This window comes from Sediminicoccus sp. BL-A-41-H5 (assembly GCF_050632405.1).
In the GTDB taxonomy this organism is placed as follows: domain Bacteria; phylum Pseudomonadota; class Alphaproteobacteria; order Acetobacterales; family Acetobacteraceae; genus Roseococcus.
In genome coordinates this window covers 3,009,734-3,036,406 of the sequence record NZ_CP192601.1, presented here as the reverse complement: position 1 = coordinate 3,036,406, position 26,673 = coordinate 3,009,734, and the positions used below count along the sequence as shown (strand labels likewise).

At 70.6% G+C, this 26,673-nt stretch carries 24 protein-coding genes; 9 read left to right on the top strand and 15 right to left on the bottom strand.

Annotation, left to right across the window (positions count from 1 at the left end; translation table 11 throughout):
* The first annotated feature begins 105 nt into the window (after window positions 1-105).
* The gene (locus ACQ860_RS14905) at window positions 106-582 is read left to right on the top strand and encodes an Lrp/AsnC family transcriptional regulator (RefSeq protein WP_431304125.1); all 477 of its coding nucleotides are present in this window, start codon (window positions 106-108) and stop codon (window positions 580-582) included.
* Between the two features lie 55 nt (window positions 583-637).
* The gene (locus ACQ860_RS14900; protein WP_431304124.1) at window positions 638-1,051 is read left to right on the top strand and encodes a globin family protein; all 414 of its coding nucleotides are present in this window, start codon (window positions 638-640) and stop codon (window positions 1,049-1,051) included.
* Here the strand turns inward: ACQ860_RS14900 and ACQ860_RS14895 are convergent.
* From ACQ860_RS14895 to ACQ860_RS14830, 14 genes are all read right to left on the bottom strand, one after another.
* Window positions 1,039-2,070 (bottom strand): NAD-dependent epimerase/dehydratase family protein, encoded by a 1,032-nt coding sequence (locus tag ACQ860_RS14895; protein ID WP_431304123.1) that lies wholly within the window; start codon window positions 2,068-2,070, stop codon window positions 1,039-1,041. The genes ACQ860_RS14900 and ACQ860_RS14895 overlap by 13 nt on opposite strands.
* A gap of 17 nt (window positions 2,071-2,087) precedes the next feature.
* On the bottom strand, window positions 2,088-2,261 hold the full coding sequence (locus ACQ860_RS14890; RefSeq protein WP_431304122.1) for a hypothetical protein: 174 nt from the start codon (window positions 2,259-2,261) through the stop codon (window positions 2,088-2,090).
* A gap of 253 nt (window positions 2,262-2,514) precedes the next feature.
* Window positions 2,515-3,501: a branched-chain amino acid ABC transporter permease gene (locus ACQ860_RS14885; protein WP_431304121.1), complete on the bottom strand. Its 987-nt coding sequence runs from the start codon at window positions 3,499-3,501 to the stop codon at window positions 2,515-2,517.
* A gap of 3 nt (window positions 3,502-3,504) precedes the next feature.
* On the bottom strand, window positions 3,505-4,389 hold the full coding sequence (locus ACQ860_RS14880; RefSeq protein WP_431304120.1) for a branched-chain amino acid ABC transporter permease: 885 nt from the start codon (window positions 4,387-4,389) through the stop codon (window positions 3,505-3,507).
* Between the two features lie 84 nt (window positions 4,390-4,473).
* Window positions 4,474-5,709, bottom strand: coding sequence for an ABC transporter substrate-binding protein (locus tag ACQ860_RS14875; protein WP_431304119.1), 1,236 nt, complete (start codon window positions 5,707-5,709; stop codon window positions 4,474-4,476).
* 61 nt (window positions 5,710-5,770) lie between these two features.
* Window positions 5,771-7,018 carry an ABC transporter substrate-binding protein gene (locus ACQ860_RS14870; protein WP_431304118.1) on the bottom strand — a complete coding sequence of 416 codons (1,248 nt, stop codon included), beginning with the start codon at window positions 7,016-7,018 and terminating at the stop codon, window positions 5,771-5,773.
* Between the two features lie 65 nt (window positions 7,019-7,083).
* Window positions 7,084-8,325, bottom strand: a complete 1,242-nt coding sequence (locus tag ACQ860_RS14865; protein WP_431304117.1) for an ABC transporter substrate-binding protein — start codon at window positions 8,323-8,325, stop codon at window positions 7,084-7,086.
* 22 nt (window positions 8,326-8,347) lie between these two features.
* Window positions 8,348-9,583: an ABC transporter substrate-binding protein gene (locus ACQ860_RS14860; protein WP_431304116.1), complete on the bottom strand. Its 1,236-nt coding sequence runs from the start codon at window positions 9,581-9,583 to the stop codon at window positions 8,348-8,350.
* A gap of 55 nt (window positions 9,584-9,638) precedes the next feature.
* The gene (locus ACQ860_RS14855; RefSeq protein ID WP_431304115.1) at window positions 9,639-10,343 is read right to left on the bottom strand and encodes an ABC transporter ATP-binding protein; all 705 of its coding nucleotides are present in this window, start codon (window positions 10,341-10,343) and stop codon (window positions 9,639-9,641) included.
* On the bottom strand, window positions 10,336-11,121 hold the full coding sequence (locus ACQ860_RS14850; protein ID WP_431304114.1) for an ABC transporter ATP-binding protein: 786 nt from the start codon (window positions 11,119-11,121) through the stop codon (window positions 10,336-10,338). Before ACQ860_RS14850 ends, ACQ860_RS14855 begins: the two co-directional genes overlap by 8 nt.
* A 91-nt stretch (window positions 11,122-11,212) precedes the next feature.
* Window positions 11,213-13,492, bottom strand: a complete 2,280-nt coding sequence (gene xdhB / locus ACQ860_RS14845; protein ID WP_431304113.1) for a xanthine dehydrogenase molybdopterin binding subunit — start codon at window positions 13,490-13,492, stop codon at window positions 11,213-11,215.
* A complete protein-coding gene (locus ACQ860_RS14840) occupies window positions 13,489-14,847 on the bottom strand; it encodes an FAD binding domain-containing protein (RefSeq protein ID WP_431304112.1) in 1,359 nt (452 codons plus the stop codon). The genes xdhB and ACQ860_RS14840 overlap by 4 nt, the downstream gene beginning before the upstream one ends.
* Before the next feature lie 40 nt (window positions 14,848-14,887).
* A complete protein-coding gene (locus ACQ860_RS14835; protein ID WP_431304111.1) occupies window positions 14,888-15,466 on the bottom strand; it encodes an amino acid synthesis family protein in 579 nt (192 codons plus the stop codon).
* The gene (locus ACQ860_RS14830) at window positions 15,463-16,617 is read right to left on the bottom strand and encodes an amidohydrolase family protein (RefSeq protein ID WP_431304110.1); all 1,155 of its coding nucleotides are present in this window, start codon (window positions 16,615-16,617) and stop codon (window positions 15,463-15,465) included. The genes ACQ860_RS14835 and ACQ860_RS14830 overlap by 4 nt, the downstream gene beginning before the upstream one ends.
* A gap of 70 nt (window positions 16,618-16,687) precedes the next feature.
* Here ACQ860_RS14830 and ACQ860_RS14825 point away from each other — a divergent pair, with 70 nt between their 5' ends.
* The 6 genes from ACQ860_RS14825 (at window position 16,688) to ACQ860_RS14800 (ending at window position 25,502) form a co-directional block, all read left to right on the top strand.
* On the top strand, window positions 16,688-17,443 hold the full coding sequence (locus ACQ860_RS14825) for an FAD binding domain-containing protein (RefSeq protein WP_431304109.1): 756 nt from the start codon (window positions 16,688-16,690) through the stop codon (window positions 17,441-17,443).
* The gene (locus ACQ860_RS14820) at window positions 17,440-20,118 is read left to right on the top strand and encodes a molybdopterin-dependent oxidoreductase (protein WP_431304108.1); all 2,679 of its coding nucleotides are present in this window, start codon (window positions 17,440-17,442) and stop codon (window positions 20,116-20,118) included. Before ACQ860_RS14825 ends, ACQ860_RS14820 begins: the two co-directional genes overlap by 4 nt.
* Window positions 20,112-21,581, top strand: coding sequence for a 6-hydroxynicotinate reductase (locus tag ACQ860_RS14815; RefSeq protein WP_431304107.1), 1,470 nt, complete (start codon window positions 20,112-20,114; stop codon window positions 21,579-21,581). The genes ACQ860_RS14820 and ACQ860_RS14815 overlap by 7 nt, the downstream gene beginning before the upstream one ends.
* On the top strand, window positions 21,578-22,465 hold the full coding sequence (locus tag ACQ860_RS14810) for a UPF0280 family protein (protein ID WP_431304106.1): 888 nt from the start codon (window positions 21,578-21,580) through the stop codon (window positions 22,463-22,465). Before ACQ860_RS14815 ends, ACQ860_RS14810 begins: the two co-directional genes overlap by 4 nt.
* Before the next feature lie 960 nt (window positions 22,466-23,425).
* The gene (locus ACQ860_RS14805) at window positions 23,426-24,496 is read left to right on the top strand and encodes a hypothetical protein (protein WP_431304105.1); all 1,071 of its coding nucleotides are present in this window, start codon (window positions 23,426-23,428) and stop codon (window positions 24,494-24,496) included.
* Between the two features lie 22 nt (window positions 24,497-24,518).
* The gene (locus ACQ860_RS14800; RefSeq protein ID WP_431304104.1) at window positions 24,519-25,502 is read left to right on the top strand and encodes a Bug family tripartite tricarboxylate transporter substrate binding protein; all 984 of its coding nucleotides are present in this window, start codon (window positions 24,519-24,521) and stop codon (window positions 25,500-25,502) included.
* A 4-nt stretch (window positions 25,503-25,506) separates the two neighbouring features.
* Here the strand turns inward: ACQ860_RS14800 and ACQ860_RS14795 are convergent, their stop codons facing one another.
* Entirely contained in the window at window positions 25,507-26,124 is a 618-nt protein-coding gene (locus tag ACQ860_RS14795; RefSeq protein ID WP_431304103.1) for a DUF1194 domain-containing protein, read from the bottom strand.
* Between the two features lie 126 nt (window positions 26,125-26,250).
* On the opposite strand from ACQ860_RS14795, the gene ACQ860_RS14790 reads away from it, so the two are divergent.
* Window positions 26,251-26,670: a CBS domain-containing protein gene (locus ACQ860_RS14790; protein WP_431304102.1), complete on the top strand. Its 420-nt coding sequence runs from the start codon at window positions 26,251-26,253 to the stop codon at window positions 26,668-26,670.
* Window positions 26,671-26,673 lie beyond the last annotated feature (3 nt).

The window sequence follows — 26,673 nt, the reverse complement described above, 5'->3', positions numbered from 1 at the left end:
CTCGGAGGGTTTCCCGCTTGTAGCCAGGCTTTTCGGGTGAAACTCACCGAATACGCTGCTACACGCGTCATCGGTGATAGAAATTCACTCCCAAAGGTACAAATCATGGCGAAATCCACCAAGATTCCGCTGGACGCGGCGGACCGGCGCATCCTGCGCGCCCTGCAGCACGATGGCCGCCTGCCCATCACCGCGCTGGCCGAGCAGGTGGGCCTCTCCGCCACCCCCTGCCAGCGCCGGGTGAAGCGGCTGGAGGAGGCGGGCGTCATCGCCGGCTATGCCGCCCGCATCAGCGCCGCCCGCGTCGGCCTGCCCTTGCAGGCCTTCGTGCAGGTGGCGCTGGAAAGCCATTCGGAGGAGGTGGCGGAGCGCTTCCACACCGCGCTGGCCGCCCGGCCCGAGGTGATCGCCGCCTACACGATGAGCGGGGAGATGGACTATCTGCTGCATGTGCTGGCTCCCGACATGGAGGCCTTCGGCGAATTCGCCACGCGCGGCCTGCTGCGGATGCCGGGCGTGAAGGAGACGCGCAGCAGCTTCGTCCTCGCCACGCTGAAGGAGGCGGGCGAGGTTCCGGTCTGACTTCCGTGGAAAGGCTTCGGGCGTCTATATCCCCTTGCCACGGCAAGGAATGCCAATGACGCCCGACCAGATCGCCCTCGTTCAGCAGAGTTTCCGGCAGGTGGAGGCGACCCAGGAAGCGACGGCGAAGCTGTTCTACGAACGGCTCTGGCAGGTGGACCCCTCCACCGCGCCGCTCTTCGCGCGGAGCGACATGGCCCTGCAGGGGCACAAACTGATGGCGGCCATCGCGCTGATGGTGAACGGGCTGAGCCGGCCGGAGACGGTGATCCCGGCCGCGCAGGACATGGCACGCCGGCATGTCGCCTATGGCGTGACCCGCGCGCATTACGCGAGCGTGGGCGCGGCCCTGCTCCGGACGCTGCGCCAAAGCCTCGGCGAGCGCTTCACGCCCGAGGCCGAAGCCGCCTGGACAGCGGCCTATGAGCTGCTCAGCGCCATCATGATCGAGGCCGCCTACAACGGTTGATGCACGGCGCGGCCGCCCGGCATGGTCGGGGCGGCGGGGCAGGACCTGCGGGCGGCGATGCCGCCCGGGACGGATGGCGCGCGCCGCGCCCAGTCCAGCGCCGTGGGTGGCGGCGCGGGGAAAAGGCAGCGCAGCCCGCTCTCCAGCTCCATCGCGGCTTCGACGCCGAGCACATGGATCGCCTCGTTCGGGTCGCCCAGGGCGGCGCGCAGCTCCTGCGGGCGCCGCGGGCCGAACTGCACCAGCGGCACGCGCGCGGCGACGACGCCCATGAGGTCCGCCAGGGCGCGGATCGTGGTGGCGCGGCCGGTGCAGAGGTTGAGCACGAGCGCCTGCGGCTGGAGCTGGAGCAGCTGCATCCCCGCGAACAAGTGTCGCACCACGTCGGAGACATGCACGAGGTCGCGCACCTGCTGGCCGTCTCCATGCAGCGTGATGACTTGGCCGGCCAGGATGCGCTCGGCGAAGATCGCGACCACGTCGCGCCGCTGACCCTCGGTGCGCGCGCCATAGGCGTGGAAGATCCGCAGGCCGAGATTGGGAACGCCATGCTGCGCGAAGGCGAGTGCCGCCTGGTGCTCCGCGCCCAGCTTGTCGGCGCCGAGATGGCCCTGCGGGCGCGGGCGCGCCGCCTCCTGGATCGCGCGGGGCCCCTGCTCGCCATAGATGGCGGCGGAGGAGGCGTAGCAGACGGGGACGCCCCCCGCCGCGCGCGCCGCGTCCAGCACGGCGACGGTGCCGCCCTGGTTGACCCGGTGGGAGCGGGACCAGTCCTCCCGGCAGCGCGGTTCCGCGGTGATGGCGGCGAGGTGGAAGACGCCGGCGCAATCCTCGACGGCACGGCGCACCAGCGCGGTGTCCGCGACATCGCCCTCCAGGAACTCGATCGCGGGGTCGCTCGGGCGTGGCGCGGCGGAGAGGTCGTCCAGCACGCGCACCTGGTGGCCGGCGCGAAGCAGGGCCTCGGTCAGGTGGCTGCCGATGAAGCCGGCGCCGCCGGTAACGAGATAGCGGGACATGGGGCGCGCCTCCGGCGTCAGGCGAAGGGGGCGAGGAGGTGGCGGGCCGCCGAGCGCAGCGCCACGGGAATGGCGGGCACGGCGGCGACCAGAGCGGCCAGCACGAAAGCCGCGACCAGGGCGCATTCGAGGAAGCTCATCTCCTCATGGCCCGCACGCGAGGGGCGCGGGGCGGCAGGAAGCCGGGACATCGTCGTTCCTCACCGGGCAGGCTCTTCCCCGCCCTTGACCGGGGGCGCTGCGCGGGGGGTCGCGAACGCTCATCCGATGTGAGATTTTTTAGAACAACCCCCCACGCTTCCGCAAGAATTTTGTTCCAAAAATTAGTATTTGCAATTTTAATGTTCATTCGTGACCCGGAACCGCCAGCGCACGGGCATGAAAAAAGCCCCGGGCCGCCCCTTCGAGGGGGTGGCCCGGGGCCGTTCACGGATCAGCCGGCGATCAGAGCCGGACGCGCAGCCAGTTGCCGATCTCGCCCACCACGCCGCGGCGGAAGGCGAGCACGCAGAGCACGAAGATCACGCCCTGGATCACCGTGACCCAGGCGCCGAACTCGGCCAGGTAGTTCTGCATGGTGATGATCACGGCCGCGCCCACCACAGGCCCGAAGATCGTGCCAAGGCCACCCACCAGCGACATCAGCACCACCTCGCCCGACATGGTCCAGAAGACGTCGGTCAGGGTCGCGATGCCGAAGACGATGGATTTCAGCCCGCCCGCCACGCCGGCCAGCGCAGCCGAAAGCACGAAGGCCATCAGCTTGTAGTCATCCGTGCGATAGCCGAGCGAGGTCGCGCGCGGCTCGTTCTCGCGGATGGACTTCAGCACCATGCCGAAGGGCGAGTGGACGATGCGGTGGATCAGCAGGAAGCCCGCCAGGAAGATGCCGGCCGTCATCCAGTACATGGTGAGGTCGGGCTGGAGGTCCACCACGCCCAGAAGCTTGCCGCGCGGGATGGACTGGATGCCGTCCTCGCCGCCGGTGAAGGGCGCCTGCACGCAGAAGAAATAGACCATCTGCGCGAAGGCCAGCGTGATCATGGCGAAGTAGATGCCCTGCCGCCGGATGGCGATCCAGCCGATGACGAGGCCGAGCGCCGCGCCGACGGCACCGCCGATCAGGATCGCGATCTCGGGCGTGAAGCCCCAGACCTTGGCCGCATGGCCCGCCAGATACCCGCCCATGCCGAAATACGCCGCATGCCCGAAGCTGAGCAGGCCGACATAGCCGATCAGCAGGTTGAAGGCGCAGGCGAAGAGCGCGAAGCACAACAGCTTCATCAGGAAGACGGGATAGAGGAAGAAGGGGCTGATCGCGATGAAGGCCACCATCGCGAGAAACGCCAGGAGCTGCGCCTTGGTGAAGCCGAGGAGGAAGGTCTCCTCCTGCTTGAAGTCGGTGCCGCTGAAACCGCCGGGAGCCGCCATCGCTCAGCTCCTCCCGAACAGGCCGGCGGGACGCGCCAGCAACACGATCGCCATGACGACGAAGATCACGGTGGATGATGCCTCCGGATAGAAGACCTTGGTGAGACCCTCGATCACCCCCAGCGCGAAGCCGGTGATGACGGAGCCGAGGATGGAGCCCATGCCGCCGATGACGACGACGGCGAAGACGATGATGATGAGGTTCGCCCCCATCTGCGGGTTCACCGAATAGATCGGCGCGGCCAGCACGCCCGCGAAGGCGGCCAGCGCCACGCCCGCGCCGTAGGTCAGCGTCATCATGCGCGGCACGTTGATGCCGAAGGCCTGCACCAGCGCCGGGTTCTCGGTCGCGGCGCGCAGGTAGGAGCCGATCTTGGTCTTCTCGATCACCAGCCAGGTGGCGAGGCACATGACGAGCGCCACGACGACGACCCAGCCGCGATAGATCGGCATGAACATGAAGCCCAGGTCCCAGGCGCCGGTCAGCTCGGCCGGGATGCGGTAGGGCATGCCGGAGGAGCCGAACTCATTGCGGAACAGGCCCTCGATGATCAGGCCGACGCCGAAGGTGAGCAGCAGGCCGTAGAGGTGATCGAGCTTGTACAATCGGGCGATCATTGTTCGTTCGAGGATGACGCCTGTCAGCCCCACGATCAGCGGCGCGATCAGCAGCGCGCCCCAATAGCCGATGCCCAGATAGTTCAGCAGCATCCAGGCCACGAAGGCGCCCATCATGAACTGGGCGCCGTGGGTGAAGTTGATCACGTTGAGCATGCCGAAAATCACGGCGAGCCCGAGCGAGAGCAGCGCATAGAAGGCCCCGTTGATGAGGCCCAACAGCAGCTGCCCGAAGAGCAGCGGCGCGGGGATGCCGAAAATCTCGTCCATGCCTAATCCGTTTCCTGGATGGATTTGCGGCCGGCCCCGGGCATTGCGCCTGGGCCGGCCGCGATTGGTGAGAAGGCGCCGCCCTTACGTGCGGAGGAAGGCGCAATTGCCCTCGGCGAGGGGGCGGAAGGCCTCCTCGGCGGGGGTGGTCTGCAGCAGCTTGTAGTAGTCCCACCGCCCACGGCTCTCACGCGGGGACTTCACCTCGAAGAGGTAGGAGGGGCAGAGCTTGCGGCCATCGGCGCGGATGGTGCCGCGGCCGAAGGCGTCGTCGTCGCAGGGCATCGCCTTCATGCGGTTGATGACCTCGACGCCGGAGGCCTTCGCCGCCGGCACGCCCATGTCGGCGATCGCCTTCAGGTAGTGCAGCGTGCAGGAGTAGTTGGCGGCCGAGGCCATGTTCGGCACCACATCGCGCAGGCGCGGGCGCATGCGCTCGGTGAAGGCGCGGGTGCGGTCGTTCAGGTCCCAGTAGAAGCTCTCCGTCAGCACCAGGCCCTGGGCGGTGTCGAGGCCGATGGAGTGCACGTCGGGCAGGAACATCAGCAGCGCGGCCAGCTTGGTGCCGCGCCGCGTCACGCCGAACTCGGCCGCCTGCTTGATGCTGTTGATGGTGTCCGCACCCGCATTGGCGAAGCCGATCACCTTGGCCCGGCTGGCCTGCGCCTGCACGAGGAAGGAGGAGAAGTCGGTCGTCGCCGGGAAGGGATAGCGCACCGCGCCCAGCACGCGCCCGCCGGCCGAGCGCACGAAATTGCCCGTGTCCCGCTCCAGCGCATGGCCGAAGGCGTAGTCGGCGGTGATGAAGTACCAGCTGTCACCGCCGGCGCGCACCATGGCGGCCCCGGTGGACTTCGCCAGCATGTAGGTGTCGTACATCCAGTGGATGGTGTTCGGGCTGCACTGCGCGCCCGTCAGGTCCGAGGTGGCGGAGCCCGTGTTGAGATAGGCCTTGTTCTTCTCGCGCGCGACGTTCGCGACGGCGAGGCCGACCGAGGAGGTGGGCACGTCCACGATCACATCCACGCCCTGGTCGTACCACTGGCGGGCGATGTTGATGCCGACATCCGGACGGTTCTGGTGGTCGGCGTTGATGACTTCGACGTTGAAGCCGCGATTGCCGAATTCCGCCACCGCCTGCATGGCGCATTGCACGCCATAGGGGCCCGAGATGTCCCGGTAGGGGCCGGACTGGTCGTTCAGGACGCCGATGCGGATGGTGTTGGCCGCCTGCGCCCGCGCGTGCGAGAGCGGCAGCGCGCCGAGCGCCGCCGTGGCGGCGGCCCCTCCGATCAGCGTGCGACGGTTGAATTCGGTCATTGGACTTTACTCCCTCGGTGGTGGGGATGGCGGGTCTCTCGCCCGCTCATCCCCGTGCGGGTCAGGTGCGCAGGAAGGCGCACCCACCCTCGGCGATCGGGCGGAATGCCTCCTCGGCCGGAGTCGTCTGAAGCAGCTTGTAGTAGTCCCACGGGCCGCGGCTCTCGCGGGGCGACTTCACTTCGAAAAGGTAGCTCGGCTGGATGCGGCGGCCATCAGGGCGGATGCTACCCTGGCCCATCGCGTCGTCATCCGTCGGCTGCGCCTTCATGCGGTTCACCGTCTCGACGCCGCTCGCGCGCGCGGCCGGCACGCCCATCTCGGCCACCGTCTTCAGGTAGTGGAAGACGGCCGAGTAGCAGCCGGCCTGGCCCATGCCGGGGCGGAGCGAGCCGCCGGGCATGTTGGGCAGCACGCGGCGGGTGAAGGCGCGGGTTCGGTCGTTCAGATCCCAGTAGAAGGTCTCGGTGCAGACCAGGCCCTGCGCCGTCTCGAGACCGAGCGAATGCACGTCCGAGATGAACATGAGCAGCGCGGCGAGCTTGGTGCCGCGCCGCGTCAGGCCGAACTCGGCCGCCTGCTTGATGGAGTTGATGGTGTCGCCGCCCGCATTGGCGAGGCCCACGACCTTCGCGCGGCTGGCCTGCGCCTGCACCAGGAAGCCCGAGAAGTCGGTGCCGGGGAAGGGCGTGCGCACGCCGCCCACCACGCGGCCGCCGGCGGCGCGTACGAAGTTCGAGGTGTCACGCTCCAGCGCATGGCCGAAGGCGTAGTCGGCGGTCAGGAAGAACCAGGTGTCGCCGCCCGCGCGGACCATGGCGCCGCCCGTGCTCTTGGCGAGCATGTAGGTGTCATAGGTCCAGTGGATGGTGTTGGGCGAGCACTGCGCGCCGGTCAGGTCGCTCGTCGCGGCGGAGGAGTTCAGGAAGATCTTGTTCCGCTCGCGCACGATGGTGTTGACCGCGAGCGCCACCGAGGAGGTCGGCACATCGAGGATCACGTCCACATTGTCGCGGTCGATCCACTGGCGGGTCAGCGTGGCGCCGACATCGGGGCGGTTCTGGTGGTCGCCGACGACGACCTCCACATTGATGCCGCGCGCCGTGACGCCGGAATCCTGGATGGCCTGGCGCACGCAGGCGACCGAGCCCGGGCCATTCACGTCGCGATACAGGCCGGACTGGTCATTCAGCACGCCGATGCGCACGGTATTGGCGGCCTGGGCGCGCGCGTGCCACGTCGGCAGCGCGCCGAAGGCGGCGGTGGCGGCGGCGCCGCCCAGCAGGCTGCGGCGATCAATCTGGGTCATCGGACAAGGCTCCCGTTGGGCGGGGGTGGCGGATCTCTCGCCCGCTCACCCCCTTGTTGTTGGTGTCAGCGAACCAGCGCGCAGTTGCCTTGCGCCATGGGGCGGAAGGCTTCCTCGGCCGGGGTGGTCTGCAGCAGGGTGTAGAAATCCCAGGGGCCGCGGCTTTCCTGGGGCGTCTTCACCTGGAAGAGGTAGGCGGGGTGCAGCTTGCGGCCATCGGGGCGGATGGTGCCGGCGCCGAAGGCGTCGTCATCCGTCGGCATGGCCTTCATGCGGTTGATCACATCCACGCCGCTGGCCTTGGCATTGGCGATGCCCATGTCGGCCACCGCCTTCAGGTAGTGCAGCGTGGCGCTGTAGCAGCCGGCATGGCCCATGGAGGGGCGGTTGCCGCCCGGCGTGCCATTGGCGACGATGCGCTGGCTGACGGCGCGGGTGCGGTCGTTCAGGTCCCAGTAGAAGGTCTCGGTGCAGACCGAGCCGCCGGCGATCTGCAGGCCCATGCTGTTCACGTCGTTCACGAAGACCAGCAGGCCCGCGACGCGCTGGCCGCGCCGCATCAGGCCGAATTCCCCCGCCTGCTTGATCGCGTTGATCGCGTCCACGCCCGCATTGGAGATGCCGACGATCTGCGCGCGGCTCGCCTGCGCCTGGAGCAGGAAGGAGGAGTAGTCCGTCGTGCCCGGGAAGGGATGGCGCACGCTGCCCACAACGCGCCCGCCGGCGCTTCGGACGAACTCCATCGTCTGGCTTTCCAGGCTGTGGCCGAAGGCATAGTCCGCCGTGATGAAGAACCAGCTCTGGCCTCCGGCCCGCACCAGCGCGCCGCCGGTGCTGCGCGCCAGCATCCAGGTGTCATAGGTCCAGTGGATGGTGTTGGGGCTGCACTGGCCGCCCGTCAGCTCGACGGTCGCGGCCGTGCTGTTCAGGTAGACCTTGTTGCGCTCGCGCATGACGGAATTCACCGCCAGCGCGACGCCCGAGGAGGGCACGTCCACCACCGCATCCACGCCGTCGCGGTCGATCCACTGGCGCACCAGCGAAACGCCGACATCGGGGCGGTTCTGGTGGTCGGCCACCAGCACTTCCACGTTGAAGCCGCGATTGCCGAAATCCTGCACCGCCGTGCGCGTCGCCACCACGCTGGTCGGGCCCGAAATGTCGCGGAAGGGGCCGGACATATCGGTCAGCACGCCGATGCGGATGGTATTGGCCGCCTGGGCTCGCGCGCCCGTGACCGGCGTCGCGGCGGCGAGGCCGAGCGAGCCGGTGGCGGTCAGGAAATTGCGGCGGCTGGATTCGATCATCTGGGCTTCCCGTGGCTGTGGATCAGGTGCGGATCAGGCTGCACCCACCCTCGGCGAGGGGGCGCCAGGCCTCCTCCGCCGTCGTGGTCTGGAGCAGCTTGTAGTAATCGTGCTGGTAGCGGCTCTCGGCCGGCGACTTCACCTCGTAGAGGTAGGCCGGATGGAGCTTGCGCCCATCGGCGCGGATGCTGCCGGCGCCGAAGGCGTCATCCTGCGTCGGCATGGCCTTCATGCGCTCGACGGTGGCGCGGCCGCTGGCCTTGGCGTTCGCCACGCCCATGTCGGCCACCGCCTTCAGGTAGTGCAGCGTGCCGGCATAGTCGCCCGCATGGCTCATCGCGACCGGCGTGTCGCCGCCGGCCAGCGCGCGGATGCGGCGCGTCAGCGCGCGCGTCTGGTCGTTCGCGTCCCAGTAGAAGGTGTTGGCGCAGATCAGCCCCTGCGCCACCTGCAGGCCCAGCGCATGGACGTCGGTGATGAAGAGCAGCAGCGAGGCGATCTTGATGCCGCGCCGCGTGATGCCGAATTCGGCCGCCTGCTTGATGGAATTGATCGTGTCCACGCCGGCGTTGGCGAGGCCGATGACCTTGGCTCGGCTGGCCTGCGCCTGGAGCAGGAAGGAGCTGAAATCCGTCGTGCCCGGGAAGGGCGTGCGCACGCTGCCCACGATGCGGCCGCCGGCGGCGCGCACGAAGTTCGAGGTGTCGCGCTCCAACGCGTGGCCGAAGGCATAGTCCGCCGTCATGAAGAACCAGGTGTCGCCGCCTGCCCGCACGGTGGCGAGGCCGCTGGTCTTGGCCAGCATGTAGGTGTCGTACACCCAGTGGATGGTGTTCGCGTTGCAGGCGCGGCCCGTCAGGTCCGAGGTCGCGGTCGAGGTCGCGATCGCCACCTTGTTGCGCTCGCGCGCGACGTCCGAGACGGCCAGCGCCACGGAAGAGGCGGCAAGGCTCGTCACCACATCCACATTCTCGCGGTCGAACCACTGGCGGGCGATGTTCACGCCGACATCGGGGCGGTTCTGGTGGTCGGCCACCACCACCTCGACATTGAAGCCGCGGCCCGCGAATTCCTGCGCGGCGAGGCGCGTGGCAGCGACCGTGTTCGGGCCGTTCAGGTCCCGGAAGGTGCCCGAGAGATCGGTCAGGACACCGATGCGGATGGTGTTGGCCGCCTGCGCGCGGGCGGATAGCGGGGCCGCCGCCAGGGGGGCGGCGGCGATGCCGCCCAGAAGGGTGCGGCGTGTGGCTTCGGTCATCGTCTCAGCTCCCTGTGGTCATTTTTTTCATCGGACGTTTTTTCATGATCCCGGGTCAGACGCCCAGGTATTCGTGCAGACGGTCCAGCGAGGACATGAGCTCGGAATTCGGCACCATGTCCACGACATGGCCGTGTTCCATGACGTAGTGCCGGTCGGCCACGGTCTGGGCGAAGCGGAAATTCTGCTCCACCAGCAGCACGGTGAAGCCGCGCGTCTTGAGTTCGCGGATCGTGCGGCCGATCTGCTGCACGATCACCGGGGCCAGGCCCTCGCTGGGCTCATCGAGCAGCAGGAGCTTGGCGCCGGTGCGCAGGATGCGGCCGATGGCGAGCATCTGCTGCTCGCCGCCCGAGAGCTTGGTGCCCGGGCTGCGCGCGCGCTCCTTCAGGTTGGGGAAGAGCGTGTGGATCTCGGCCACCGAGAGGCCGCCGGGCCGGATCACAGGCGGCAGCATCAGGTTCTCCGTCACGTCGAGCGAGGCGAAGATGCCGCGCTCCTCCGGGCAATAGGCGATGCCGGACTGGGCGATCAGGTCCGACCGGAGGCCGATCGTCTCCTTCCCCTCGAAGCGGATGGAGCCGGAGCGCCGGCCCACCAGGCCCATGATGGCGCGCAGCGTCGAGGTCTTGCCCGCGCCGTTGCGTCCGAGCAGCGTGATGACCTCGCCCTCATGGATTTCGAGGCCCACGCCGTGCAGGACGTGGCTCTCGCCGTACCAGGCCTCCAGGCCCTCGACCTTCAGCAGCGGCTCAGCCATGGGCGGCACTCTCCGGCACGCCGACCGAGGCCGGATCGGTGCCCAGATAGGCGGCCTGCACATCGGGATTGCGACTGACGGCCATGTAGTCCCCTTCGGCCAGCACCTCGCCGCGGGCGAGGACGGTGATGTTGTCGCAAAGCCCTTCGACAACCTTGAGATTATGCTCCACCAGCAGCACGGTGCGGCCCTTCGAGACGCGCTTGATCAGCGTCACGATGCGGTCCACATCCTCATGCGTCATGCCGGCGGTGGGCTCGTCCAGCAGCATCATGGTGGGCTCGAGGGCCAGCGTCGTCGCGATCTCCAGCGCGCGCTTGCGGCCATAGGGCAGCGAGCCGGCCTGGAGTTCGGCGTATTCGGTCAGGCCCACATCGGCCAGCAGCTCGCGGGCGCGGCCGTCGAAGGTCTTGAGCACCGAATCCGAGCGCCAGAAGTCGAAGCTGCTCCCGCGCGCGCGCTGCAGCGCCACGCGCACATTCTCCAGCACCGTCAGGTGCGGGAAGACCGCCGAGATCTGGAAGGAACGGACGAGGCCAAGCCGCGCCACCTCGGCCGGCTTCATGTTCGTGATGTCCCGCCCGTCATAGGTGATCTTGCCGCGCGTCGGGATCAGGAACTTGGTGAGCAGATTGAAACAGGTGGTCTTGCCGGCGCCATTGGGCCCGATCAAGCCATGGATCGTGCCGCGACGGATGGAAAGGTTGACGCCCTGGACCGCGAGAAAGCCGCGGAACTCCTTTGTCAGCCCTTGCGTTTCGAGGATCGTATCGCTCACCCGGACCTGTCCCTTGCATATCTGGGTTGCCACATTCGCGGGCCACCTTGCCGCCTGTATGGCGAGGCCGGAAGGACCTTGCAAGCGGCATTCATGTCGTGGTTTTTTGTGCCCGCAAATTGAGCAGAACCCGCTCCGGCGTCGCCGGCAGATCAAGGCGGGTCACCCCCGCCGCCGCCCGCAGCGCGTTCACCACGGCGGTGGCCAGCAGCAGGGGCGGCTCGCCCACCGCCTTGCTGCGGAAGATGGTGGCGGCCCGATTCGGCGCACCCTCCAGCAGGCGCGTACGCAAGATGGGCGGTACGTCGCGCGAGCCGGGGATCTTGTAGGTGGAGGGGCCGAGATTGCGTTGGCGCCCTTCCGAATCCCAGAACAGCTCCTCGCTGGTCAGCCACCCCATCCCCTGCACGAAGGCGCCCTCGATCTGGCCGAGATCGATCGCCGGGTTCAGGCTGCGGCCGCAATCCTGGACGAGATGCGCCGAGAGGCAGCGATGCTCGCCGGTCAGCGTGTCGAGCAGCACTTCGGCCACCGCGGCGCCGTAGCTGAAATAGAAGAAGGGCTCGCCGCGCATGGATGCCGCGTCCCAATGAATGTCGGGCGTCTTGTAGAAACCGGTGGCGGAGAGGCTGACCCGCGCCTTCCAGCAGAGCTTGGCGAGATCCCCGAAACTCATGCGCGCATTGCTGCCGGGCCTGGCCGGGAAGACCGCGCCATTCTCGAAGATGACCTCCTCCTCGGCGCAGCCGAAATGCCGGGCCGCAACCTCCGCCATGCGCGCGCGCAGCGTGCTGGCCGCCGCATGCGCCGCCCAGCCATTGAGGTCGCTCCCCGTGGAGGCGGCGGTGGCGCTGGTGTTGGGGATTTCGGCCGTGGTGGTGGCGCTGATGCCCACCTGCTCGACGGGCACGGAGAACACCTCCGCCACCACCTGCGCCACCTTGATGAAGAGGCCCTGCCCCATCTCGGTGCCGCCATGGGCGAGGCGGATGGAGCCATCGGTATAGACATGCACCAGGGCGCCCGCCTGGTTCAGATGCGGGATGCCGAAGCTGATGCCGAAGGCGCAGACGAAACTCCCCAGGCCGCGCCGCAGCGTGGGGTGCGCGGCGTTGAAGGCGGCGATCTCGGCCAGTTTCTCCGCCCAGCCCGCATCGCGCTTGGCTTCGGCATGGACGCGGCGGATGAGATCGGGCTCCAGCGCCTGGCCGTAGGGCGTGCGGTCCGCGATGTTGAGGGCGCGGATGTCTTCCACGTCGCGGCCGAGATGCCGGGCCACGGCGTGCAGCACCTCCTCCATCAGCAGCGCGCCTTGGGGGCCGCCGAAGCCGCGAAAGGCGGTGTTGCTGACATGGTTGGTCTTCACCGCGCAGGCGGTGAGCGTGACATCGGGCACGGCGTAGCAGTTGAGCGCATGGGTGACGGCGCGGAACACCACACCGCCGGACATGTCCACACTGTGCCCGCCATCGCCGGCCAGCAGCGCGTCCAGCGCCAGCAGCCTGCCCGAGGCGTCGAAGCCCACATCCCAGCGATAAAGGAAGGGGTGGCGCTTGCCCGTCGCCGCCATATCGGCGCGGCGGGGCAGGCGCAGCTTCACGGGGCGGCCCGTCAGCGCGGCGCCGGCCGCGGCGGCGGCGGCGACCCAGCTCGCATTGCTCTCCTTGCCGCCGAAGGCGCCGCCCATGCGGCGACACTGCACGGTGACGCGGTGATAGGGCACGCCCAGCACGCGCGCGATGACGTGCTGGCCTTCCGTCGGGTGCTGGGTGGAGGAATGGACCAGCATCTCGCCATCCTCGCCCGGGATGGCGAGCGCGATCTGGCCTTCGAGGTAGAAATGCTCCTGCCCGCCCGCGTGGAACTCGCCTTGAAGCCGGTGCGGCGCATGCGCCAGCGCAGTGGCGGCATCGCCCTCGCGGATGGTCTGCGGCGGGATGATCCAGGCCTGGCGCGCCAGGCCTTCCTCGATGCTGAGCACGGGCGGCAGCGTCTCGATGCGCGGCGCGATGGCGGCGGCGGCGCGAAGTGCGGCATCGCGCGTCTCGGCGATGACGAGGGCGAGGGATTGGCCGTGATGCTCGACCACGCCCTCGGCCAGCATCGCCTCGCCGCTTGCGATGGGCGCGATGTCGTTTTCGCCCGGGAGGTCGGCGGCCGTGACGATGCGCACCACGCCGGGCATGGCCGCCGCCGCTGCGGTGTCGAGGCCGAGCAGCCGCCCATGCGCGACCGGCGAAAGGGCCAGCGCCGCATGCAGCGTTCCGGCGGGCTCGGGCATGTCGTCCAGGAAGCGCGCCTCGCCCGTCGCGTGCTTCAGCGCGCTGTCATGGCGGAGCGCCTGGCCGGCAAAGCGCAAGGGGGCGTTCATGCGTGCACCTCGGCGGCGAGGTCGGGATGGGTGTGGCGCAGGGCCACGCGGCGCAGCAGGCCGCGCGCGGCTTCCAGGCGGTAATCGGCGCTGGCGCGGGCATCGCTCAACGGCGTGAAATGCAGCGCGGCGCCGGCCGCGATCATCGCCGCGTCATCCAGCGCGCGGCCTTCCAGCGTGGCCTCGGCGGTCAGCGCGCGCTCGGTCTTGGCCGCCATGCCACCGAAGGCCAGGCGCGCGCGGCGCACCACGCCCTCCTCCAGCACGAGGCATGCGACGAGCGAGACCGCGCTGATATCCTGGTCATGCCGGCGCGAGAGCTTTTCCGCCGCCAGCAACGCGCCCACCGGCGGGCGCGGCAGGTGGATGGCGAGGATCAGCTCATCCGGCGCCAGCGCATTGCGCCGGTAGCCGGTGAGGAAATCCTCCACGCGCATCCGCCGCGTGGCGCGCGGTGCGGCCAGCTCCACCTCCGCCTCCAGTGCCAGCAGGATGGGCAAAGCGTCGCCGATGGGCGAGGCGGTGCCGAGATTGCCGGCGACGGTGCCAAGCCCGCGGATCTGCCGCGAGCCCAGCCGCGCGAGATAGGGGGCGAGCGGCGCGAAATCCTCATCGGCGCGGCAGGTGGCGAGAAGCTCGGCATAGGAGGCGGCGGCGCCGATGCGCAGACCCTCGGGTGCGCGGGAGATGCCTTGCATCTCCGTGACGTTCAGCAGGCAGATCACCTCGGCCGGATGCTCTCGATGCTCGGACAGGCGCAGGCCGAGATCGGTGCCGCCCATGAGCAGCCAGGCGGCGGGATGCGCGGCTCGCAGCGCCAGTGCTTCTGCGAGCGTCGCGGGCAGATGAAAGCCACCGAAGCGCGCGCTGCCGACGGACGGCAGCGCGGGCGGTGGCGCTTCTTCAGTGGCGAGGGCGGCCATGGCGTCGAGGATCGGGCGATAGCCGGTGCAGCGGCAGAGATTGCCGGCCAGCGCCTCATGCACGTCGCCGCCCTCCACCACATGGGCCCAGGCGGACATGACGATGCCGGGCGTGCAGAAGCCGCATTGCGTGGCGTCCGCCTCGGCCAGGGCGCGCGGGATGGGGTGGTTTGCGCCCAACCCCTCGACGGTGCGGATGGCGCGGCCATGCAACTGGCCCAGCGCGCAGAGGCAGGCATTGATGGGCGTGCGGCTGCCATCGGCGCCCTCCAGCACCACGGTGCAGGCGCCGCAATCGCCCTCGGCGCAGCCCTCCTTCGTGCCGGTGAGGCGTTCGGTGCGCAGCCAGTCGAGCAGGGTGGTGGTGGCTGGGGTCTCGCGCGGAAGGTCGCGCGAAACCCCGTTCAGGATGAGGCGGATGGCGTCATTCATGCGCCGCAGCATAAATGACGCTTACGGAAAGTTCATCCGTTTATCGGAGGCCGTCCTGCCCAATGATCTGCTCGGTGGTCAGCCCGCCCACGCGCGGCAGCGGCCGCCCGCCGGTGGTGAGCGCCAGGCAGAGCAGGATCTCGTCGCGCATCGGCGCATCGGTGATGCGGGCCTCGATCGCGTCGAAATGGCTGCGGACGAAGGCGGCATCCTTGTGGCCGAGGGGGATGTCGATCGGCGTGCCCGGCCCGCCGCGCTTTTTCGCAGACGGGATCACCGCCGGGCCCTTCACCAGCGCGCTGCGCACCGGCGCGCCCATCTTGGGATGAAGCAGCGCGGCGGCGTGTTCCAGCTCGCCATCCTCACCGACGATCGCGGCCTTGCCGAAGCTGTGCACCTGGTCGCCCGGGATGCCGAGGGCGGCGATGGCGCGCTGCGCGAGCTCGGCGCCGAGCGGCACGCTCGCCTCGATCAGCTCCGAGAGGTCCTCGACGTAGCGGCCGGCGAAGGGGTTCTTCAGCACCATCGCGGCGATGGCGCGGCGGATCACGGGCGAGACCTCGCGCCCCATTTCGAGATGCGTCTCCTCGACGCTGACGAGGATTTTGCGGATGATCATGACTGCACCGTGGGAATGCGCGCGGCCGGGGGCGTGTTGCGGCTGCGCATGGTCTTCACCTCGCCATCCACCATGACCATGCCGATGCCGGGCAGCTCGCCATAGGTGAAGGCCTCATCCGCGTCGCGGCCCGCGCCGCCGATGGGGGCATCGAGGAAGACGAGGTCCGCCGCCGCACCCGGCTTGATCACGCCAGCCTGGATGTTGCGCCAGCGCGCCGTGTTGCCGCCCGCCGCCGCGATGCCGATGGCGGGATCCAGCCCGCCCAGCGAACAGAGCAGCGAGATGGTGCGCATCACGCCCAGTGGCTGCACGCCCGAGCCCGCGGGGCTGTCCGTGCCCAGCACCAGGCGGTCCAGCCGCCCCATCTCGGTCAGCACCTTCAGCGCATGGATGGCGTTGCGCGGGTTGCCGTTGTGCACGATCTCGATGGCGCGCTTCGTGCCCGCGATCACCTTCGTCAGCTCGGCCGCGGGCAGCGAGGTCGGACCGCCATTGATGTGCGCCACGATATCGGCATCGGCGGCGATCACCACCTCGGCCTGCATGAGGTTGGAGCCGGCGATGGAGGGGCCCCCGCAATGGATCATGGCATTGAGGCCCGCCTTGCGCGCCCAGCCCATGGTCTCCACGACTTCGTCCGCTTCCTTCAGCGTGCCGAGGCCGATCTCACCCAGCAGCGTGACGCCACCGGCCGCCATCTCCTGGTAGTCGGATTCGCGAAAACCACGCTCGGGCACCGGGGCGCCCGCCAGCACGCGGGCGCCCATGGGGCGGAAGGCGGCGAAGCAGCGCTGGGCGGCGATGGCGAGCGCCTTCACGCCCACCGCATCCTTGGGGCGGCCGGGGAGATGCACCTCGCCGGCCGAGATCAGCGTGGTGGTCCCGCCATGCACCATGGCCTCGATGAAGCCGAGCTGGTTCTGCCGCGGCGTCCAGTCGCCGAAGGCGGGGTGAACATGGTTGTCGATCAGCCCGGGCATGACCGCGCAGCCCTGCGCGTCGATGATCGTATCGGCCTCGAAATCCTTGGCGCGGCCGATTCCCGCGATCTTTCCTCCCTCGATCAAAATCGCTTCCGCATCGAGACGCGGTTGCGCAAAATCGCCGGAAAAGACGAGGCCGAGGCCCTTGATGAGTATGCGCGCCATCGCTGGCTCCCCTAAACTGTGACAGCAGGTTAATGGGCGGTGCTGCGTCGCGCCAAGTGGGAGACCAAGGGTGGGTTCGTATCGAAGGCCGCATGAATTGCCGGAGGCGCTGGAGCTCCTGGCTCAGGGAAGCTGGCAGGTGATGGCGGGCGGCACGGATGTGTTTCCGGCGCGCGCGCATCGCATGGCCTGGGGGAACCCGAACGACGCCGATTGGCTCGACATCACCGCCATCCCGGAGCTGCGCGGCATCACGCGCGAGGGCGACGGCTGGCGCATCGGCGCCGCCACCTCCTGGGCCGCGCTGCGCGATGCGGCCCTCCCGCCCGGCTTCGATGCGGTGCGTGAGGCGGCGCGCCAGGTGGGCGGGCGGCAGGTCCAGGCGCGCGGCACGATCGGCGGCAATCTCTGCAATGCCTCGCCGGCGGCCGATGGCGTGCCGCCGCTGCTGGTGCTGGATGCGGAGGTGGAGCTGGCCAGCGCGCGGGGGCGGCGGCGGCTGAAGCTCGGCGAGTTCATCCTGGGCAATCGCCGCACGGCGCGGGCGGCCGATGAACTGCTGGTGGCGCTGCATGTGCCGGCGGCGCGGGCGGAGGCGCGCTCGGTGTTTCTCAAGCTGGGGGCGCGCTCGCATCTGGTGATTTCCATCGCCATGGTGGCCGCCGATGCGGAAGGCCGCGTCGCGGTCGGCGCCTGTTCCGAGGTCGCGCGGCTTTGGGATGGCACGCCGCTGACGCCGATGGATGATGTGCGCGGCAGTGCCCTCTATCGCCACGCGGCGGCGGCGGAACTGGTGGCGCGCGCGCAGGCGAGGTTGGCAGCATGACGGCGCTTCTGGTGAATGGCGTGCCGCGCGACCTGGCGCTGGACGGCGGCACGCGGCTGGCGGATGCGCTGCGCGACGGCCTGGGGCTGACCGGCACGAAGCTCGGCTGCGATGCCGGGGATTGCGGCGCCTGCACGGTCCTGGTGGATGGCGCCCAGGCCTGCGCCTGCCTCACCCCGCTCGGCCAATGCGCGGGCACGGAAGTGGAGACCATCGAGGGCATCGCCGCCACGCCGGAAGGCCAGGCGCTGATGGCGCGCTTCCACGCGCATGGCGCGGCGCAATGCGGCATCTGCACGCCGGGGATGGTCGTCGCCGCGACCGAACTGCTGCGCCGCAACCCGACGCCCTCCGAGGCGGAGGTGGAGGAGGCGCTGGGCGGCGTGCTCTGCCGCTGCACCGGCTATCGCCGCATCATCGACGCGGTGCGCGGGGTGGAAGCGAGCGCCGAGACCGGAACGGTCGGCGCGCGCCTGCCGCGCGTGGATGGTGTGCCCAAGCTGGATGGCACGGAGCGCTACGGCGCGGATCTCGCACCCGCCGATGCGCTCTGGCTGCGCGCCATCCGCAGCCCGCATGCCCATGCGCGCTTCACGATCGGCGATGTCGCGGGCTTCCTCGCCGCGCATCCCGGCATCACGCGCGTGCTGACGGCGGTGGATGTGCCGGGGCGCAATGGCTATGGCATCTATCCGCACATCAAGGACCAGCCGGTCTTCGCGCAGCACACGGCGCTCTATCGCGGCGATGCGGTGGCGGCCGTCATCGGCACGCGCGAAGCGCTGGAGGCGCTGCGTTTCGAGGCGCTGCCCATCACCTGGGAGAAGCTGAACGCGCTGGACGATCCGCGCGCGGCGCTCGACGCCCCCGCGCTGCACACGCAATTCCCAGACAATGTCCTGGCCGAGGGCTTCGTGCGGTCCGGCGACGTGGAGGTCGCGCTGCGCGAGGCCGCGCATGTGGTGCAAGGCGACTGGCAGACCAGCTTCGTCGAGCACGCCTATATCGAGCCGGAAGCCGGCTATGCGCGCCGGGTCCGGCCGGAGGCCGGCAAGGAACATCTCGGCGACCGCATCGAGATCTGGTCCAGCACCCAGGCGCCGGCGATGGACCGCGAGGAGGTGGCCGGCGTGCTCGGCCTGCCGCTGGAAGCCGTGCGGATCATCCCCTCCGCCTGTGGCGGCGGCTTCGGCGGCAAGCTCGATGCCGGCATCCAGCCCATGCTGGCCGTGGCCGCCTGGGTGCTGGACCACCCGGTGCGCGCCATCTGGCCGCGCAGCGAGAGCATGGCCGCCAGCACCAAGCGCCACCCCGCGCGCATCACCGCGCGCGCCGGCTGCGACGCCGAGGGCCGGCTGCTCGCCCTCGACTTCGAGGGCATCTACGACACGGGGGCTTACGCTAGCTGGGGCCCGACCGTCGCCGGCCGCGTGCCCGTCCACGCCACCGGGCCCTATCGCGTGCCGCATGTCCGCGCCCGGGCGCGCGCCGTGCACACGCACCAGCCGCCCTCCGGCGCCTTCCGCGGCTTCGGCGTGCCCCAGGCCGCCATCGCGCAGGAGGCGCTGTGGGATCGCCTCGCCGATGCCTGCGGGCTGGACCGCCTGGAATTCCGCATCCGCAACGCGCTGGTGGCGGGCGATGTGACCGCCACCGGGCAGAAGCTGGAGCATTCGGCCGGGCAGCGGCTGTGCCTGGAGGCGCTGCGGCCGGCCTGGACGGAATTCCGCGCCGAGGCCGCCGCGCGCAACGCCAAGGGCGGCGTGCTGCGGCATGGCGTGGGCGTCGCCGGCATGTGGTACGGCATCGGCAATACCGGCATGTCCAACCCCTCGGACATGCGGCTCGTGCTCGGCACGGATGGGCGCATCACCTTCTTCAACGGCGCGGTGGATATCGGCCAGGGTTCCTCCACCGTGCTCGCCCAGATCGCGGCCGAGGCGCTGGGCCTGCCCGTCGCCGCACTGCGCCACGTGAATGGGGACACGGCAACGACGCCCGATGCCGGCAAGACCAGCGCCTCGCGCCAGACCTTCGTCAGCGGCCGCGCGGCGATGGAAGCGGCGCTCGACCTCCGGCAAAAAATCCTGCGCGGCAGCAATGGCGTGCTGGGCTGGGATGGCGGGCTGACCCTGGATGGCGCGCCCTTCCGGCCCATGGCCCCCATCGAGGGCCTGGGCCGCTTCGACCCGCCGACCGTGCCGCTCGACGCCAATGGCCAGGGCATTCCCTACGCCACCTATGGCTTTGCGGCGCAGCTTTGCGCGCTGGCGGTGGATGTGAAGCTCGGCACCATCCAGTTGCAGCGCATCGTCGCCGCGCATGATGTGGGGCGCGCGATCAACCCGACGCTGGTGGAGGGGCAGATCCATGGCGGCATCGCGCAGGGCATCGGGCTCGCGCTGATGGAGGAATACCTGCCCGGCCGCACCGAGAACCTGCATGACTACCTGATCCCCTCCTTCGGCGACGTGCCGCCGATCGAGACCATCCTGATCGAGGAGCGCGAGCCGCTCGGCCCCTATGGCGCCAAGGGCGTGGGCGAACCCGCGCTGGTGGCCACCGCGCCCGCCATCTTCTCCGCCATCCGCGACGCGACGGGCGCGACCATCCATCGCATCCCGGCACTGCCGCACCGCGTGCTGGAAGCCCTGAAGGAGACGGGCCGTTGGTAGACCGCACTTCCATCTTCGGCGCCGCCGAAGCCGACGGCATCGTCCGCTGCGATGCCTGCCCCGTGCTCTGCCGCATCCGCCCCGGCCGCGCCGGCGCCTGCCACCGCTACGCGAACGAGGATGGCCGCCTGGTCCGCACCGACCCGCTGGTGCTGCTGACGCAGACCGACCAGCCGCTCGTCCCCTTCCTGGAGGGCGCGGAGGATTGGGATGGCGGGATCACGCGCCCCACCTTCGTCACCGCCATCGGCGCGGGCACCACCTACCCGGACTACAAGCCCGCGCCCTTCATCGTCTCCAGCCAGCACCAGGGCGTGGACACCGTCACCGTCGTGACCGAGGGCATCTTCAGCTATTGCGGCCTCAAGGCGAAGATCGACACCGACCGCCATCTCGGCCCCGAGAGCGCCCGCGTGATGCATGAGGGCGAGCAGATCGGCCATGTCACCACCGCCGAATATGGCTCGCAGATGCTTAGCATCGGCGGCGTGCGGCATCTGACCGGCGGCTCCAAGCGCGAGGGCAGCGTGACCTGCGCGACCATGCTGGCGCTCGCGTCCAAGCAGGCGATCGAGGTGGAGATCGAGGGCGGCTCGCGCCTCATCCTCCAGGCGGGGGCCGCGCCCATCGTCAACGGCGTGCCCGAGACGCGCATGCGGGTGGGCTGCGGCAGTGCTGCCGTCGGCATCTTCGCGCAGCAATGGCAGGGCCATGTGGATGAGGTGATCGTGGTGGATGACCACATCACCGGCGTGCTGACCGAGCACCAGGCGGGCAAGTGCCTCAACATGCGCGCCTCGGGCATCCGCGTGCGCGGGCGGCGCTCCACGCCCGGGCGCTATTTCCAGGTGGCGCATCCTGGCAGCGGCTGGGGCGGGACGGATGTGACGGACCCGCTCTCGCTCATCGAGAGCATTGATCCCAAGCTCGCCTGGCCCGGGCTGCGCCTGCTGCTGACCAGCACGACGGGCGAGGATTTTCTTTACGTGGAGCTGGACGAGGCGCTGCGGCCTGTGCCCGCGCCCGTGCCGGCGGCCGTCGCGGCCACCGTCGCGCGTATCGGGGAGAATTGCGAACCCGCGCTCACCTCCATCCTCTTCATGGCCGGCGCGGGCGGTTCGCTGCGCGCCGGCGTGACCGACAACCCGATTTTGTTGACGCGCGCCGTGCAGCGTGGCGAGGTTGTGGTCACGATGGGCGGCGCGCCCTGCTACCTGTATCCGGGAGGCGGCATCACGATCATGGCGGACGTCCTGCGCCTGCCGGATAAGGCCTTCGGCCATGTGCCGACGCCCGCGCTTGTCGCGCCGCTCGAATTCACCCTGCGCGCCGATCTCTATGCCGCCCTGGGCGGGCATGTGGACCAGGCGATCAGCCTCGCCACCCTGCTCGCGCAGGAAGGGGACGCGGCCCGGCGCGAGGCCTGGCTGAGCGACAACCCCTGGCCCGGCGCGCCGGGATGACCGAGGTCGAATGGCCCGCGCCGCGCCGCGCGCTGCTGCCCGATGGGCGGCTGCACCTGCAGGACGGGCCGATTGACCTCGTTATCGGGCTGGAGGGCGCGCGCCCCGCGGTGATCGAGGCGCGGGAGGCCGCCTGGCAGGGGCTGCATGGCGTGCTGGCCGGCCTCTCGCGCGAGTTGCCGCTGCTGCGTTCCCCGCTGATGGGCCGCATGCCGAACTTCACGCATCCCGTGGCAAAGCGCATGGCGGAGGCCGCCTGGCCGCACCGCATGCATTACGTGACGCCGATGGTGGCGGTGGCCGGCGCCGTGGCCGAGCATGTGCTGCGCGCCATCATCGCCGTACCGGGCATCAGCCTCGCGCATGTGAACAATGGCGGGGACATCGCGCTGCATCTCTCGCCCGCCAGCACGCTGCGCGTGGGGCTGGTGGAGGATCCGGCGCGGCCGGAGCCGAGCGGGCTGGCCGTGATCCGCGGGGGCGACGCGGTGCGCGGCATCGCCACCTCCGGCTGGCGGGGGCGCAGCTTCAGCCGGGGCATCGCCGATGCGGTGACCGTGCTTGCCGCCCACGCGCCGGAGGCGGATGCGGCGGCCAGCATCATCGCCAATGCGGTGGATGTGGACCACGCCTCCATCTCCCGCGCCCGCGCCTGCGAGCTGGACCCGGACAGCGACCTGCGCGACCTCCATGTCACGGTGGGCGTAGGCCCGCTGCCGCAGGATGCCATCGCCACGGCGCTGGATGCGGGTGAGCGCTGCGCCGAGGGGCTGCTGGCACGCGGCCTGATCCTGGGCGCCTGCCTGCGGCTGCAGGGGCGGCTCAGGCTGGTCGGCGCGGCGGGCGTGCTGGCCGCGATGGAGCAGGCGGTCGTCCCGCCCTGATCCCGCCCGCGCGGGAAAAAAGCGCCTCCGTTGCGCGTGCAATTCGAGCGGCGCCGTCCTACCATCCTGCCCCGTTGAGGAGGCACGCATGACAGAATTCGACCCACGGCTGCGCCGCCGTCTGTTGGTGGTGAACCTGGTGGCCCTGGGCAGCGCGGCCACCGGGTCCCCAGCCCTGGCGCAAGGCACGAAATCCGGCCCCCGCCCGCCGCAGAGCGGCCTGACCGACGCCGACCCCGGCGACCAGCCCGGCAATGGCCGCGGCGGCAATGCGCCCCGGCCCGGCCGCAGCGATTCCGATCCGAATGACCCCGCTGGCCAGGGGCGTGGCGGCAGCGGTGGCCGTGGCGTGAGCGATGCCGATCCGAACGACCCTGCCGGCCAGGGGCGCGGCGGTGGCGGCGGGCGCGGCGCGAGCATTCAGACCCCAATGACCCGGCCGGCCAGGGGCGCGGCAGCGCCCGCCCGGGCGGCCAGAGCGATTCCGACCCGACCGATCCGCCGGGCCAGGGACGCGGCGGCAATGCGCCACGCGGCCAGGGCGCCAGCGACTCAGACCCGACCGACCCGCCCGGCCAGGGACGGGGCGGCGCCCGCCCGCGCGGCCAGAGCGATTCCGACCCGAACGACCCGCCGGGGCAGGGACGCGGCGGCAATGCGCCACGCGGCCAGGGCGCCAGCGACTCAGACCCGACCGACCCGCCCGGCCAGGGGCGGGGCGGCGCCCGGCCCGCGCCGGCCGGGCCAACCGACAACGACCCGAGCGACCCCCCCGGCCGGGGCCGTGGCGGCAGGCCGGAGCAGAAGGGCGCCTGATCGCGGGGCACGCCGGCCATGGGGGCGGAAAACCACCCGCCGCCCATGGGCGGCGAAATTACCAGATTGTGAGACGGCGCATTCCCTGCTTCTCTCCCGCGCGGGCGATGTCCAGACCCGCGTCTTCCATGGAGGCTCCTGCCGATGCGCAGCCATCACGTCACGCTCACCAAGCCGGCGCTGCGCGCGGCCACACTGGCGCTTCTCGCCGCGCCGCTGCTGGGCGCACCCGCCGCCGCCGTCGAATATGACGGCAACTGGCAGTTCACCATCAGTTGCACCGCCACCGGCAACCAGGCCGCCTTCACCGAGCGCTTCATCGCCCCCATCGCGCAGAACGCGGCGACCCGCGCGCGCGACACGCGCAACGCCCAGGGCACGCAGGACATCAACCGCTTCAACGCGCGCATCGAGAATGGCCAGATGACCGCCAATATCGAGCGCAGCCGCGGCAATGAGCGCTGGAGCCTGCGCTTCGCCGGCCCCGCCACCTCCGACACGCGCTTCGACCTGGCCGGCGGCATCTTCTCGGGCGAGCGCCAGCTTCGCAGCTGCCGCCTGATGGCCGAGGCGCAAAGCTCCGCCCCTGGCAGCCTGGCCGCCACCGCGCCCGCCCGCGCCGAAGCCGCGCGCCAGCAGCTGGCCGTGGCGGTCGCGGCGCTGGCCGCGCTGGAGGCCAATGCGGCGGCCGAGATCCAGGCGCTGCGGACCGACCTCGACCTCGCGCGCTTCGAGAGCGTGGCGATGCGCGCCGAGCTGGACCAGCGCGGCGCCGCCATCCTGGCGCTGGAGACGCGGCTGCGGACGGCGGAGGGTGTGGCCACCCAGGCGCAGACGGCCCTGACCCAGGCCGTGGCCACCGCGACCGCCGAGATCGGCCAGCGTGACCAGCGCCTGACCGCCGCCGCGACCGAGCGCACCGCGCTGCAGCAGCGCCTGACCGCGGCCGAGGCCGCCCTGGCCCAGGCCCAGGGCCAGGCCCAGACGCAAGCCCAGGCCGCCGCCACCGAGCGCACGGCGCTGCAAGGCCGCGTGACCGACGCCGAGGCCGCGCTGGCCCAGGCCCAGGCGCAAGCCCAGGCCGCCGCCACCGAGCGCACGGCGTTGCAGGGCCGCGTGACCGACGCCGAGGCCGCCGCGACGCAGCTTCGCACCGCGCTGGAGACTGCGCGGCGCGAGCTGGCGGAGGCCCGCGCCGCCCAGCCGCCGCGCTAGGCCGGCAACCGGGGACACGATGATGGCGCGCTTCACCCGGCGCAGCACCCTGGCCCTCGCGGCGGCCGCGCTTCCGGCCCCGCTCGGCGCCCAGGGCCTGTGGAACCCGACGCGCCCGATCACACTCGTCGTGGGCTTCCCCACCGGCGGGCAGACGGATTTCGCCGCCCGCGTCATCCAGTCGGGCCTGCAGAAGGCGCTCGGCGTCTCCGTCATCATCGACAACCGGGCCGGGGCGGGCGGGAACCTGGGAACCGAGGCGGTGATGGCCGCGCGGCCGGACGGCTATACCCTGCTGGCGGGCAACATCTCGCCCATGGTGATCAACCCGCACACCATGCAGGGCATGATGATCGACCCGCGGGAGATGGCGCCGATCGGCCTGATCCTGCGCTCCTCGCTCATTCTCTGCACACATCCTTCTCTGAATGTCGGCAACCTGGCGGAGCTGCGCGCCTGGATCGCGGCCCAGCCGCGCGGCTCGATCCAGTATGGCTCCACCAGCACCGGCAGCCTCACCCATATCGCGATGGAGCTGTTCCGCGAGCGCCTGGGCAAGCCCAAGATGACGCAGCTGCCCTATCGCGGCTCCGGCCCTGCCATGGCGGATTTCGTGGCCGGGCGCTTCAGCCTGATGTTCGACGGCGCCTCGGTCGTCGCACCGCTGGTGCAGGCCGGGCAGCTGCGCTGCGTGCTGGCCACCGGCAGGACGCGCAGCCCCGCCTTCCCGGGCCTGCCCACGGCCGAAGAGCAGGGCCTGCCGGATTTCGCCTTCTACACCTGGACCGGCCTCTTCGCGCCGCGCGGCACGCCGCCCGAGATCGTCACGCGCCTCAACGCCGCGCTGAACGCCGCCCTGGCCGAGCCCCCCATCCGCGCGCGCATGACCGAGCGCGGCGCAGAGCCGGGCGGCGGCAGCGCGGAGGAGATGGGCCGGATCATGGCCGAGGATTACGCCCGCTGGGGCGGTGTGGTGCGCGCCAACCAGATCCGCGTGGAGAGCTGAGTGGTCATGCCTCCGGCGAGGACCCGCGCATCTCGCGCACCAGCTTGCGGGCGATGGCTCCGGTGAAGTCGGCGTAGTCGGCGCAGGGCAGGGCGAAGCTGCCGGGCCCGCCGATCACCTCCGCCGCGTAGTGCTGCAGCAGGTCCGGCTCCTCGTTCAGCACGGCCAGGCCGTTGATCACCACGCCCGCCGCCACCGCCACATCCCGCACCGGGCCCGAGGCGCGGCCGCGATTGCCCGCGCCATCGCCCGAGACGTCCACCACCTGGCGCGTGGCGGGCGCCGGGCAACGGCCGAGCAGGGTCAGCGCGGCCACCAGCCCCTCCCCCAGCGCGGTGGCGCCGGCCCGCGGCAGGCGGGGGGCGTCCCGCAGCGCGGCCGCGATGGCCGCCCCCTCCCCGGCGGAGGAGAGGCGCGTCCAGGGCAGCGCCACCTCCTGCGCCTCGGACCAGAAGAGGGCCGAGACCGCCACCGCGCCACGCGGGCCGCTGGCGGCGGCGGCGAGCACGTCCGTATCCTCGAAGGCGGCGGCCAGGCCGCCCAGCATCAGGGCGAACTCCTCGAAATCCACGCTGGCCGAGACATCCACGGCCAGCACCAGGGCCAGGTCCACCGAATCCATGCGCCCTTCCTGGCAGCATCGGCGCGCGCCGGCCAGCTTTGTGAATCGGGGCGGGAGATTGCGCCACCGCAAGGCGCGCTCCGCGTTGTCATGGCATCATCACCTGCAAGGAAGAGGAGCCGAGACATGCAGACGCGCACCATGGCGGAGATGGTTCGCCACCAGGATCCCCTGACGCTCGGCGCTGGCGCCACGGTGCAGGAGGCCTGCGCCGCCATGCACAGGCGCCGCGTGGGCGCCGTGCTGATCGTGGACGGGCAGCGCCTGCTCGGCATCTTCACGGGCCGTGACGCGGTGCATGCGCTGGCCGTCGGCCTTGACCCGCAGCGCACGCTGGTGGGCCAGGTGATGACGGCCGAACCCTGCTGCCTCAGCCCGCATGACCGCGCGCATGACGCGCTGCGCCTGATGACCGATGGCGGCTTCCGGCATCTGCCCGTGGTGGAGGACGGGCATCTGCTCGGCATCGTCTCCCGCTACGATTTCCGCACCGATGAGCACCGGCGCATGGATGAGGAGACGGGGTTCTTCGAAGTCCTCCGGTAGAGG